This is a genomic window from Myxococcus faecalis, assembly GCF_050039385.1.
Lineage (GTDB): Bacteria > Myxococcota > Myxococcia > Myxococcales > Myxococcaceae > Myxococcus > Myxococcus fulvus.
Genome location: NZ_CP144336.1, coordinates 9,127,823 through 9,140,585 on the forward strand (window position 1 = coordinate 9,127,823; position 12,763 = coordinate 9,140,585).

General features: G+C 70.6%; 9 protein-coding genes. 7 read left to right on the plus strand and 2 right to left on the minus strand.

What is annotated here, in order from left to right; all coding sequences use genetic code 11:
• Positions 1 to 94 precede the first annotated feature (94 nt).
• The 5 genes from VZQ01_RS36695 to kdd all read left to right on the plus strand — a co-directional run bounded on the left by VZQ01_RS36695 (position 95) and on the right by kdd (position 8,226).
• Positions 95 to 3,073: a carboxypeptidase regulatory-like domain-containing protein gene (locus VZQ01_RS36695; protein WP_426745983.1), complete on the plus strand. Its 2,979-nt coding sequence runs from the start codon at positions 95 to 97 to the stop codon at positions 3,071 to 3,073.
• Between the two features lie 66 nt (positions 3,074 to 3,139).
• Positions 3,140 to 4,372, plus strand: coding sequence for a bifunctional phosphopantothenoylcysteine decarboxylase/phosphopantothenate--cysteine ligase CoaBC (gene coaBC, locus VZQ01_RS36700; protein WP_426745984.1), 1,233 nt, complete (start codon positions 3,140 to 3,142; stop codon positions 4,370 to 4,372).
• 534 nt (positions 4,373 to 4,906) lie between these two features.
• Positions 4,907 to 5,977, plus strand: a complete 1,071-nt coding sequence (locus tag VZQ01_RS36705) for a uracil-DNA glycosylase (RefSeq protein WP_267700520.1) — start codon at positions 4,907 to 4,909, stop codon at positions 5,975 to 5,977.
• 25 nt (positions 5,978 to 6,002) lie between these two features.
• A complete protein-coding gene (locus VZQ01_RS36710) occupies positions 6,003 to 7,010 on the plus strand; it encodes an alpha/beta hydrolase (RefSeq protein ID WP_267700522.1) in 1,008 nt (335 codons plus the stop codon).
• Between the two features lie 184 nt (positions 7,011 to 7,194).
• Entirely contained in the window at positions 7,195 to 8,226 is a 1,032-nt protein-coding gene (gene kdd, locus VZQ01_RS36715) for an L-erythro-3,5-diaminohexanoate dehydrogenase (RefSeq protein WP_223747518.1), read from the plus strand.
• Positions 8,227 to 8,240: 14 nt separating this feature from the next.
• On the opposite strand, the gene VZQ01_RS36720 is transcribed toward kdd, so the two are convergent.
• Both VZQ01_RS36720 and VZQ01_RS36725 read right to left on the minus strand, forming a co-directional pair.
• Complete coding sequence (locus VZQ01_RS36720; RefSeq protein WP_426745985.1) at positions 8,241 to 8,861, minus strand: ankyrin repeat domain-containing protein; 621 nt, start codon at positions 8,859 to 8,861, stop codon at positions 8,241 to 8,243.
• Between the two features lie 81 nt (positions 8,862 to 8,942).
• Positions 8,943 to 10,475: a catalase gene (locus VZQ01_RS36725; protein ID WP_426745986.1), complete on the minus strand. Its 1,533-nt coding sequence runs from the start codon at positions 10,473 to 10,475 to the stop codon at positions 8,943 to 8,945.
• 260 nt (positions 10,476 to 10,735) lie between these two features.
• On the opposite strand from VZQ01_RS36725, the gene kamD reads away from it, so the two are divergent.
• Both kamD and VZQ01_RS36735 read left to right on the plus strand, forming a co-directional pair.
• The gene (gene kamD / locus VZQ01_RS36730) at positions 10,736 to 12,286 is read left to right on the plus strand and encodes a lysine 5,6-aminomutase subunit alpha (RefSeq protein WP_141324214.1); all 1,551 of its coding nucleotides are present in this window, start codon (positions 10,736 to 10,738) and stop codon (positions 12,284 to 12,286) included.
• Entirely contained in the window at positions 12,283 to 12,759 is a 477-nt protein-coding gene (locus VZQ01_RS36735) for a hypothetical protein (RefSeq protein ID WP_046714529.1), read from the plus strand. The genes kamD and VZQ01_RS36735 overlap by 4 nt, the downstream gene beginning before the upstream one ends.
• Positions 12,760 to 12,763: the final 4 nt, after the last annotated feature.

The window sequence follows — 12,763 nt, forward strand, 5'->3', positions numbered from 1 at the left end:
GGGAGAGCGTCGGGGAGAGGACTGGGTCCGGAATTTCCGGTGGGAATCGGCCGTTGCCGGGCCCGCCGCGGGCTAAGGTCCTCGTGACGAGCGCATGCGCAACTGGATTCTCATAGGGGTTCTGTCCGCCCTCGTGGTGGCTGGGGCCGCCTGGCTCTGGTCTCGCTCGGAGCGAGCGCCTGGAGACTTCCGCGCGTCCGCGTCCCTGGGCGCGACGTCCAGGTCACTTCCCGAGTTCTCCGCCGTGGAGGTCACCTCCGGGAGCCAGGAGGGCCTGGCGCTCACCGGCCGTGTCCTGGATGCCTCGGGGCGGCCCGTGCCGGACGCGGAGGTGTTCCTCTCGGCCAGCGCGGAGCGCACCCTGGTGGACGTGCGCTGTGACGAGTGCGACCAGGCGCTCCTGTCCTGTCCGGCGCGTGAGTCGACGCTGCACACGCTGGCCTTCTTCGAGCAGCAGCGCGGCTTCCTCAGTCCCCGGGCAACGGCGCGGACGGACGCCGAGGGACGCTTCCGCTTCGAGCACCTGGTCGGCGTGTCCTTCTCCGTGTGGGCCCGCGCTCCCGGCCTGGGTGTCGCGCTGAGGGACCGGGCCGCGCCGGGTGACCCGGTGGAGCTGTTCCTGCCGCCGCTGCGCTCCATCCTCGGCCAGGTCGTGGACGAGTCCGGACAGCCCTTGCGCGAGGCGCGCGTGTACGCGGTGTCTCGACGGGTACCGCTGCCCTTCGAGGCGCGGTCCGGAGCGGATGGTGCCTTCTCGCTGGAGGGGCTGGGCGAGGGCCCGTTCTACGTGCTGGCCATGGCGGAGGGCTACCTGCCCGCCGTCGAGTCCCTGGTGGAGGCGGGCTCCCAGCCCGTGCGCCTGCAGCTGACACCGTCGAGGACGCTGGAGGTCCGAGTGACCCGCGAGGGCCAGCCCGCGGCCGCGACGGTGCGAGTGCGCGGCGACCACCTGTCGCGCGACCTGCGCACGGAGGGTGAGGTCGTCCGCTTCACCGGCCTGTATCCGGATGAGCTGGTGGTGACGGCCGAGGCACCGGGACTGGGCTCGATTCCGCGCACGCTGACGCTGGAGGCGCGCGTCACGCAGGTGACGCTGGAGCTGGAGGAGGCCGGCAAGCTGCTCGTCACGGTGGTGGACGAGGCGGGCGAGCCCGTGCCGTCGCCGGAGCTGCTCTTGCGCACCGCGCGCGGAGAAGTCGTCCGCCGGGAGCGCGCGAGCACGGGCGCGCTGGTGGAACTGGGGCCGCTCGCCGTCGGCGAATACGTGCTGGAGGGCAAGGCGGAGGGCTTCCGCGAGGCGCAGCTCCCCGCGCGGGTGGGCAAGGGCGAGACCTCGCTGGAGCTGGAGCTGGAGCGCGCGACGCTCATCACCGGACGGGTGATGGACGTGTACGGCCGTCCCGCGCCGCGCGTGTCGGTGCTGGTCCAGCCGACGGGGGAGACGGTGCTCGCCGATGGGGACGGGCACTTCTCCGCGTCGGTGCCCACGCCGGGCCTGTACGAGCTGCACGCGCACCACTCCGAGTGGGGCGGTGGACAGGTGAAGGTGACGGCACCCGCGAAGGACGTCGAGCTGCCGCTGGAGCCGCATGCCTCCGTGGAGGTGACGGTGTCCTCCGGGGGCCGACGTGTGGAGGGCGCGGACGTGGTGCTCTGGGTGGACCAGGAGGGCATCTTCCGCAGCGACCGCTCCTCGGGGCCCGACGGCGTCGTGCCGATGCGCGGGATGCCGGAGGGGACGTACTCGATGGTGGCCTCGCATCCGGACTTCCAGCCCTCCGAGCGCAAGCAGGTGACGGTGACGGAGGGGCAGACGCTGAAGCTGGAGGCCGAGCTGAAGCCCGGCGCGCCGCTCACGGGCGACGTGGTGGACACGCAAGGGGCGCCGGTGGCGGGGGCCGCGTTGTCGGTGGTGCCTCGCGGCGCGGATCCCGTGGTGAGCGACGCGCGCGGCCACTTCGAGTTCCGCTCGCTGCGGCCCGACCGGGGCTACCGGCTGGAGGTGAAGCACTCCGGTTACGACCAGACGGAGCGCGCCGAGGGCAAGGCGGGCGGGCCTCCGGTGAAGGTGGTGCTCAAGAAGCGCGACATGTTCCGCGGCCGCGTGGTGGGCAATGACGGCGCGCCCGTGCGCCGCTTCCGCATGGACGAGCATCAGGTGGACAGCCCCGACGGTCGCTTCGAGCTGCCCCTGCCCACGGCGGGAGACCGCGTCATCGTCGCGGTCGATGCCTCCGGCTACGAGCCGCTGATGGTGGACCGTCCGGTGTCTGCCGAACTGGGAGACCTGGTGCTGGAGAAGCTGCCGAGCATCAGCGGGAGGGTGCGGGACGCGAGCGGCGGGCCCGTGGCGGACGCCGTGGTGTCCTGTGAGGTGTGCGACGAGTCCGTGATGTCGGGCCCGGACGGCACCTTCACGCTGGCGAGTCCGCCGTATGTGGCCCGCTACACCGTGTCCGCGCGCAAGGGGCGGCTGAGTGGGACGCAGGCGGTGGAGCGTGGGAGTGGCGCAGCGCTGGAGCTGACACTGAAGCAGGCGACGCGGTTGAGCGGTCGCGTGTTCCTGCCGGGAGGCCAGCCCGCCGCGGGCATCGGCATCGAGGCGGTGAACGGAGACCGGGGCGAGCCACTCAACATCGTCACCGGGCCGGATGGGGCCTACTCGGTCGACGTGGCGCCCGGCAGCTATCGCTTCATGCTGGGCACGGGACGCGACTTCGCGGGCGAGCCCGCCCTGGTGGTCCAGGTGGGTGGCGCGCAGATGCACCTGGACCTGGGGCCCGCGCCGGGCAGCGCGTCGCTCACCGTGCAGCTCAAGCCCGAGCGCGGCAAGGCGCTGTGGGTGGTGGCCGGGGACGTCCCGGTGACGAGCAATCCGCCGGCGCAGGAGCTGATGCGCTCACGCTGGGCGCACCTCATCTACCAGCCACGCTCCGAGCAGGTCGTCGTCACTGGCCTGCCACCCGGGCGCTACACGCTGGTGTGGGGGGCGTTCCATGTGGAGATGCCGGGAGGCCCCGAGGTGCGGGTGGTGGACGTGCCCTCCAGCGGTGAGGTGACGCTGGGACGTTGAGGCGCCGGGCCTGCTGCTCGTGCGGCTCGGGTTGCGAGCCGGCATGCGGGCGCATTAGGAAGCCGCATGGACGTGACCGCGTTGAAGGGCCGTCGCATCGTGGTGGGTGTGGCCGGTGGTATCGCCGCGTACAAGGCCTGTGAGCTGGTGCGCGAGTTGGGGCGCGCGGGCGCCGAGGTGCGGGTGGCCATGACGGAGGCCGCTCGGCAGTTCGTCACCCCGCTGACCTTCCAGGCGCTCAGCGGGCATCCGGTGCTTTCCGACTACTTCGACCCCTCGCAGGAGGGGAACTTCGGCCATTTGGACCTGGCGCGCTGGGCGGAGGCGTTCGTCGTGGCGCCGGCCACGGCGGACCTGCTGGCGCGGGTGCGCGCGGGCATGGCGAACGACGCCGTGACGACCTCGCTCCTGGCCTTCCGCGGGCCGGTGGTGCTCGCCCCGGCGATGAACGTGGCCATGTGGGACAACGCGCAGACGCAGGAGAACGTGGCGGCGCTGGCGGCGCACGCGCGCTTCAGCTTCGTGGGGCCGGGGGCGGGGCTGCTGGCCTGTGGCGACGTGGGCGAGGGGCGACTGGCGGACGTGCTCGCAATCGTGGCGGGAGTCGCCACGCGCTTCGCGCCGGGGCCGCTCGCGGGCAAGCGGGTGCTGCTGACGGCGGGGCCCACGCGTGAGTTCCTGGACCCGGTGCGATTCATCTCCAATCCCTCCACGGGGAAGATGGGGCTCGCGCTGGCGCATGCGGCGCGTGCGCTGGGGGCCTCGGTGACGGTGGTGTTGGGGCCGGTGGGCGCGGTGGACCGCACGGGGCTGGAGGTGGTGGACGTCGTCTCCGCGGAGGAGATGGCGCGCGAGGTGCTGAGCCGGGTGGCCGACTCCGACGCGTTCATCGCCACGGCGGCCGTGAGTGACTGGCGGCCGGAGACGCGCGCGCCGCAGAAGGTGAAGAAGGGCTCGAGTGCAGGGCCGGAGACGCTGAAGCTGGTGCGCACGCCGGACGTGCTGGCCGAGGCCTCGCGGAAGGTGGCGGGGCAGGCGCGGCGGCCGGTGCTGGTGGGGTTCGCGGCGGAGACGGAGCGGGTGGTGGAGCACGCGCGCGAGAAGCTCGAGCGCAAGGGGCTGGACGCCATCGTCGCCAACGACGTGACGGCGCCCGGCGCGGGCTTCGGCACGGACACGAACCGGGTGACGGTGTTGACCCGGACCGGCTCGCCACGGGAGCTCCAGGGCACCAAGGACGCCGTGGCCCGGAGCCTCCTCGAGCTCCTGCTGGTGCAGCGCGCGGCGTCCGGCGTGTGAGCCTCAGGGCGTCCGGGGCTCGACAACGGCGAGCGTGACGGTGGCCTTGGAGACGCGCTGCTCCTGGCCTCCGGCGACGGTGTGGACCTCGGACTCGACGACGATGAGCCGGCGGCCCGCGCAGCACCCTGGCCTTGCAGCGCAGCGCCTCGCCTCGTGCCGCCTGGAGCAGGTGGGTCGTGAAGTCCACGGTGAGGACTCGCTGAGGGCGGGGCACGAGGGTGGCGGAAGAGGGCCTCCGTGTCCTGACGGTAGTCCGGGTTCTGTGGATTCATGGGGAGCAGGGTAGCCCGCCATCAGGGGGACCCACCCGGGGGGCCGGCGCGCGGGTCGACCCGGTGTGCGGTGAATCGAACCCGCGGCCCGTGGCTCCGGAGGCCCACGACGGAGGTGTGAAAGGCCGGCCGTGACGCGGTGTGGTGGGGAACTTGACGCTGTGAGGGAGGTCCGGGCCGCCCCGTGGAGGAGCGTCCGCCCAGGATGGATGTCCGCTTCCTTGCGCCCGGGCCTGCCCTCCGATACCGATCGGTCATCGTGAACGACGATTCGCCCGAAGCCACGCAGGAACTGAGCGCCGTGCTGGAGGATGTGCGCCGTCACCTGCTCTGGCAGGAGGACGGTGGCGGGCGTCAGCTGATGATCGACGCCAAGGCGGCGGCCGAGCTCCAGCGCCTGACGCCCTCCTTGCGCTCCCGGTTCGCCCGTCCCGGACCAGCGACCGAGCCCGCACCGGCCGAGCGCAAGCCCGCTCCGTCCACGGCGACCACGCCGATGTCGCGTCCGGGCGACGCGCCGCCGGGCCCGGGCACCTCGCGCTTCGAGCGGCCCGTGGGCGCCGCCAGTGCTCCGAGCCAGGCGACTCCCTTGCCATCGAGCCGTCCACTGGCCCCCTCGGAGCCCGCTCCCCGCGCGCCGGGCCCCGCGCCCCTCGCGGCGCGGGGGACCACCGCGCCTTCCGCCTCGAACGGGATGCTCCTCGACGTGCCGAGGTCGTCCTCCACGGGCAGCGGACCGCTGCCGGGCGTGGTGGACGGCGAGCGGCCGACGCTGGACCAGGTGCGCCGGGAGCTGGGCGACTGCCAGCGCTGCAAGCTTTGCACGGGGCGCAAGAACATCGTCTTCGGTTCGGGCAACCCCCGCGCGGAGCTGGTCTTCGTGGGCGAGGGGCCGGGCGAGAACGAGGACCTGCAGGGCTTCCCGTTCGTGGGCGCGGCGGGAGATCTGCTCACGAAGATGATCGAGGCGATGGGCTTCCGTCGCGATGACGTCTACATCTGCAACGTGGTGAAGTGCCGGCCCCCGGGCAACCGGAACCCGGAGCCGGACGAGATCGCCGCGTGCGAGCCCTTCCTGCGCGCGCAGCTCGCGGCCCTCCAGCCGAAGGTGGTGGTGGCGCTGGGCAAGTTCGCGGCGCAGACGCTGCTTCGAGATTCGACGCCCATCACCCGCATGCGCGGGGCCTGGCGTGTCTACGAGGGCATTCAGCTCATGCCCACCTTCCACCCCGCGTACCTGCTCCGCAATCCCGCGGAGAAGCGCAAGGCGTGGGAGGACCTGCAAGCCGTGATGAAGATATTCGGCAAGAACCCGGGCTCGCGCGCGTAGCGCGGCCGCGAAGGGGGAGACTCGGATGAAGGGATTGCTGGAGACGCGCGAGGTGCAGTCGCCCGCGCTGGAGTCCAACCCGCTGGGCGACCCGGCCCGGCGCAAGCTCACCGTGTACCTGCCGCCGGGGTACGCCGAGTCGGACCGTCGCTACCCGGCCGTGTACTTCCTGCACGCGTTCGGCAACAGCGGCGGCACGTGGACCAACGCCTCGGGCTTCGCGCCGTCCGTGCCCGAGCGGCTGGACGCGCTCATCGCGTCCGGCGCGGTGCCCCCCGTGGTGGGCGTGTTCCCCGACGCGTGGACGTCGCTGGGCGGCAGCCAGTGGATCAACAGCGACGCCATCGGCCGGTACCGTGACTACCTGGCCAAGGACATCGTGGGCTTCGTGGACCGCACCTTCCGCACGCTGCCCAAGGCGGCGTCGCGCGCGGTGCTGGGGCACAGCTCGGGTGGCTATGGCGCGCTGGTGATGGGGCGCTACCATCCGGAGCTCTTTTCGCTCCTGGGCGCGCACTCGGCGGACGCCTACTTCGAGTACTGCTACCTGCCGGACCTCCCGAAGGCGGCCAGCTCGCTGCTGAAGTCGGGCGGCATCGAGTCCTGGCAGGGAGAGTTCCGTCAGCGCGTGCGCGAGACGAAGATGCGCGGGGACGACTTCCCGGTGGTGAACACGCTGGCGATGGCGGCGGCGTACTCGCCGAAGAAGGGCGAGCCGCTCAACCTGGAGCTGCCCTTCGACGCGCAGACGGGCCGGCTGAAGCTGGACGTGTGGAACCGGTGGCTGGTGCATGATCCGGTGCGCTTCGTCCCCAAGTTCCTGGATGCCTTCCGCAAGCTGAAGGGCGTCTTCCTGGACTGCGGCACGCGCGACGAGTTCAACCTGCGCTGGGGCACGCGCATGCTGGCGGACGACCTCAAGAACGCGGGCGTGGACCTGGTGCACGAGGAGTTCGAGGACGGTCACTCCGGCGTGTCCTATCGCTTCGAGCGCTCGCTCTCGGTGCTGCTGCCCAAGCTCTCCCAGGAGTAGCCCTTCACCCAGGCTCGCGCGGTGCTGTGTCCGGAAGGGCCCTCTTGCTGACAGGAGGGCCCTCGGGAGTGGGGGCCGCGCGACGTGACGCTGGCCATCCCCCCGGCGGAGCGGATAGACGCAGGACTCCCGCGCGACAGGCCGCTCGGCTGTGGGCGCGGATGGACCTTCAGGGAGATGGAACATGAGCAACGACCTCTACGGGCTGTCCCGCGTCGTCGGCGAGAAGGGCGTGTTGCCGCAGCGCGCGCGCAAGCTGGACCCCTCGCTGCCGTGCCGTGATTCGGAGGTGCTCATCGACGTGGAGAGCCTCAACATCGACGCGGCGTCCTTCAAGCAGATCAAGGGCGAGGTGGGCGGAGACCCGGCGCGCATCGGCGCGCGCATCCAGGAGATCGTCCTGGAGCGCGGCAAGATGCAGAACCCCGTGACGGGCTCGGGCGGCATGTTGATTGGCCGCGTGAAGGAGATCGGCGCGAAGCACCCTGCGCGGGGGCAGCTCCAGGTGGGCGACCGCATCGCCACGCTGGTGAGCCTGACGCTGACGCCGCTGGTCATCGAGGAGGTGAAGGCGGTCCACGTGGACATCGACCGCCTGGACATCCGCGGCCACGCGCTGCTCTTCGCCACGGGCATCTACGCGAAGCTGCCGGCGGACCTCCCGGACACGCTGGCGCTGGCGGCGCTCGACGTGTGTGGCGCGCCCGCGTTGGTGGCGCGCTACGTGCGGCCGGGCATGACGGTGGCCGTGCTGGGCGCGGGCAAGAGCGGCGCGCTGTGTCTGGCCCAGGCCCGGCGCAACCTGGAGAGCCGGGGACAGCTCATCGCGATGGACGTGTCGCAGCCGGCGCTGGACGCGCTGACGGCCATCGGCCTGTGTGACGTCGCGCTGAAGGTGGACGCGACGCAGGGCGTGGACGTGATGGAGGCGGTGAGCCAGGCCACGGGCGGTCAGCTCTGTGACCTGGTGGTGAACTGCGCCAGCGTGGGCAACACGGAGATGGCCACCATCCTCTCGGTGAAGGACGGCGGCACGGCCATCTTCTTCTCCATGGCCACCAGCTTCACCACGGCCGCGCTCGGCGCGGAGGGCGTGGGCAAGGACGTCACCATGCTGGTGGGCAACGGCTACGTGCCCGGCCACGCCTCGCTCACCCTGGCCCTGCTGCGCACCGAGCCCGCGCTGCTCCAGCTCTTCGCCACGCGCTACGTCTGAGCGTCGGCCTGACGCTATCTCGCGGCGGCGGTGTCCTCCGGTGACACGGGGGCGGGCGCCACGGGGGCCTGAGGCGCGCTCTGCGTCCGGGCCCAGTCGGCCGCGCTGCGACCGCTGGCGTCCTTGAGCTCCTCGGACGCGCCTTTCTGTCGGAGCGCGTCCACCACCTCCTGCCGACCGAACAGCGAGGCGAACATCAGCGCCGTCTGGCCCAGGCTGTTGGCCTGGTCCACGGCGCACGGCTGCGCGTTGAGCAGCGCGACGATGTCCGCATGGCCCTTGAAGGCCGCGCCCATCAACGCGGTGTTGCCGCGCTTGTCCCCGGCGCACGCGTCCACCCCGGCCGCGAGCAGCACGCGCACGGTGTCCAGGTGCCCGTGGTAGGCGGCGAGGATGAGCGGTGTGAAGCCGCGCTCGTCCCGGGCCTCCGCGGAAGCGCCCGCCTTCACCAGACCGGAGACGAGCTCCGTGTCACCGACCCGCGCGGCGGCGAGCAGGTATCGCTCCGCCTCGTTCGCGGCGAGCAGCCGTCCCTGGGGCGAGGGTTCGGCCTTCAGTGAGTACCACGCGGCCGTCACCACCCCGCACACCAACACCAGCAGACCGAGGGCTCCGAGGAGCAGCTTGCGGAACATGTCCATCCTCCAGGCGGACGAGAGGGGAGGGGCCCGCGCCGGTGCTCAGGCACGGGCCCCGGTGCTTCACTCAGGAGCGCTTCAGCGGGTGGCGAGCGGCGCCACGGCGGCGCGGGCGTCATCCACCTTCACGTTCACCGCCTTGGCCAGCCTGGTGCCGAACTCCTCGTTGGCGACGAAGAAGTGGCCCACCATGCGCGCCTTCACGCGGGCGTCACGCACCTGGCCCAGGTCCCCGGCCAGGTTCTTCACCAGGCGCTCACGGGCCGCCGGGTCCAACGCCACGTAGAACGCGCCCGCCTGCGAGAAGTTGTCCGTCTTCTCGATGGGCTGCTGCTGGGAGGTGCCGGACAGGGGCAGTCGCGAGAACAGGTGCTGGGGGGCCTCCTGCGACTCGCGGGCGATGCTCGGCTCGTAGTTCACGTCCGACTTCGTGTTCGCCACGTTCATGGCGCCGGCCTGGTTGTTGTTGTTCACCGAGGCGCGCGCGCGGTTGACGGGCAGCGACTGGTAGTTGGCGCCCACGCGGTAGCGCTGCGTGTCCGCGTAGGAGAAGAGCCGGCCCTGCAGCAGGCGGTCCTCGGACGGCTCGATGCCGGAGGGCTGTACACCGGGGGAGAACGCCGACTGCTCGGTCTCCTCGAAGAAGTTGTCCGGCAGCTTGTTGAGCGTGAACCCGCCCAGCTTGACGGAGGGCGCCTTGTCCTCGGGCCAGACCTTCGTCGGGTCCAGCGGGTTGAACGCGAAGCTGTCCAGGTCCTTCGGGTCCAGCACCTGCGCCGACAGCTCCCACGAGGGGAACTTCCCCGCGCCGATGGACGCGTACAGGTCCGTGGTGGCGTTCTGGTGGTCCTCGCCGGCGATGCGCGCGGCCTCCTCGCTGGTGAGGCTCTTGACGCCCTGCTGCGAGGCCCAGTTGAACTTCACGTACTTGTACTCGCCCTTGGCGTTGACGAACTTGAACGCGTGCACGCCGTGCCCGTTCATCTGCCGGTAGTTCGCCGGGATGCCGATGTCCGAGTAGAGCTGCGTCAGCATGTGCGTCGACTCGGGGATGTGGGAGAAGAAGTCGAAGAAGCGGTTCGGGTCCTGCTTGTTGGTGACGGGCGACGGCTTGAGCGAGTGCACCATGTCCGGGAACTTGATGGCGTCGCGGATGAAGAAGACCGGCAGGTTGTTGCCCACCAGGTCCCAGTTGCCGTCGTCCGTGTAGAACTTGAGCGCGAAGCCGCGAGGGTCTCTCAGCGTCTCCGGCGAGCCGGACGGATGGATGACTGTGGAGAAGCGCACGAACATCGGCGTCTTCTTCCCCTTGTTGGCGAACAGGGACGCGCGCGTCAGATTGGAGAAGTTGCCGTAGCTCTCGAAGACGCCGTACGCACCCGCTCCGCGCGCATGCACCACGCGCTCGGGGATCCGCTCGCGGTCGAACCGCGCCAGCTTCTCGATGAGGTGGAAGTCCTCCAGCAGGATTCCGCCGCGCGGACCCGCCGTCTTGGAGCTCTGGTTGGTGCCCACGGCTGCACCCGTATCCGTGGTGAGCGGCGGCGGATTGGCCGCGAGCGCGGGACCACTCAGCAGTACGGCGGACAGCAGCAGCGAACGCGTCTTCATGCGGAAACTCCTCTCGGGGGATGAGGCGGAGCCGCTCCAAAGCACGCACCGTGCCGTCTCTTGGAATCCAATAATTCCGAGCGCTTGAAGGCCGTTTGAAGACCAAGCTCACCGGCAATTCGGTGGCGACACCGCTCCCTCGGTGGGGTGGACGCTGTTATTTCGGTGTCGGGGTTGGCCAACCGATAATGCGGTGCGGCAGCGCCATTCCGGTATGCTTCAGCGCTTCCTGTAGGCGTTCGGGCGGGTAAGGTGCGCCCATGCCAGGCCCGTTCATCGACGACGCGCAGATTGCGCATGCGCGCACTCTGGCGGAGGAGATCGTCAATCCGATCTTCGACCTCATCCGCCGTAACACCACTGTATCGATTGAGCGCACCGTGTTGCGCTTCTTCGGAATCTCCGGAGCAGGCGCGCGAGGGGTGCCGCTCGCCAACCTGATGGTCGACAAGCTCAAGGCCGCGGGCGTCCTCAACCGGGGCGCCGCCTATTGGTATGGCCGCGCGCTGCACCTGGGCGCCAAGAGCCCGCTGGAGGCCGTGGAGCGGCTGACGGCGCTGCCCACCGACAAGCTGGGCCCCCTGTCCCCCGACGTCGAGCAGAACCTGCGCGACGAGGTCCGCTCGGAGGCGCGCTCCGCCTTCGAGGACATGAAGGCGCGCATCACCGCGCGCGAGGAGCTGCGCAAGCAGTTCCCCATGTCGCCGGCGCCGCACAAGTACGTCATCGTCGCCACGGGCAACATCTACGACGACGTGGACCAGGCCCGGGCCGCGGCCCAGGCGGGCGCGGACGTCATCGCCGTCATCCGCTCCACCGCGCAGTCGCTGCTCGACTACGTGCCCCACGGCGCGACGACGGAGGGCTACGGCGGCACCTACGCCACCCAGGAGAACTTCCGCATCATGCGCGAGGCCCTGGACGACGAGAGCCGCAAGCTCAAGCGCTACATCCAGCTCACCAACTACTCGTCCGGCCTGTGCATGTCGGAGATCGCCTTCTGCGCGGCCTACGAGAAGCTGGACATGCTGCTCAACGACGCGATGTACGGAATCCTCTTCCGTGACATCAACATGCGGCGCACGTTCATCGACCAGTACTTCAGCCGCCGCATCTGCGCCCTGGCCGGCATCATCATCAACACCGGCGAGGACAACTACATCACCACCGCGGACGCGTACGACGCGGCCCACACCGTCATCGCCAGCCAGTTCATCAACGAGTGCTTCGCCAAGCGCGCGGGCCTCAAGGACTGGCAGCTGGGCATCGGCCACTCGTACGAGATCGACCCGTACCGCGACGACACGCTCCTCTTGGAGCTGTCCCAGGCGATGCTGGTGCGCCGCTGCTTCCCGGACGCGCCGCTCAAGTACATGCCGCCCACCAAGCACAAGGAGACGGACATCTTCTTCAGCCACGCGTACGACGTGATGGCGGACCTGGTGGCCATCTGGACGCGGCAGGGCATCCAGCTGCTCGGCATGATGACCGAGGCCATGCACACGCCGCTGCTCGCGGACCGCTACGTGGCGCTCAAGTCCGCCAACTACATCCACCGCGCGGCGCGCGGCATCGACGAGGAGTTCACCGTCCGCGAGGACGGGAAGATCGCCAACCGGGCGCGTGAGGTGTTCGCCCAGGCGATGAAGCTGCTCCAGGAGTGCCGGGATGAGGGCATGGTGGCCGCCATCGGCAAGGGGCACTTCGGCGACGTCAAGCGCGAGGAGACCGGCGGCAAGGGTCTGGACGGCGTGCTGGAGAAGGCCCCCGATTACTTCAACCCGTTCCTGGAAATCCTGGAGGCACAATGATTGTCGGTACCATCCTGACGGTGGTGATGGCGGCGGGTGGCTCGGCGGACGCGCTGACGCAGTTCCAGGTCAAGAACGTGGCCGTGCAGGTGCCGGCCGCGTGGACGCGCTCCAACGAGGACGGGACGGCGAAGTTCACGGCGCCCAGCGGGGACGCGTACTTCCTGGTCGACGTGGGCGCGGTGCAGACGGCGGGCATGAAGGCGCAGGTCTGCGTGGACAAGATCGTCACCGGCAGCGGCGGCACGGGCTGGGAGAAGCTCAAGGTCGGCGGGCAGCCGGCGGCGCGGCGGCTGGACACGGACGCGTCGACGAACGGGGCGCTGGTGGACACCTGGACGTACGTGGGCTGTGACGGCCGCACGACGTGGTCGGTGGTCTTCCACCTGGAGCAGGGCAAGAAGGAGCGCTTCGCGCCCCTGGCGGAGAAGGTGGCCGGGAGCGTGAAGTTCCAGCGGGCGCGGGGGAAATGACGCG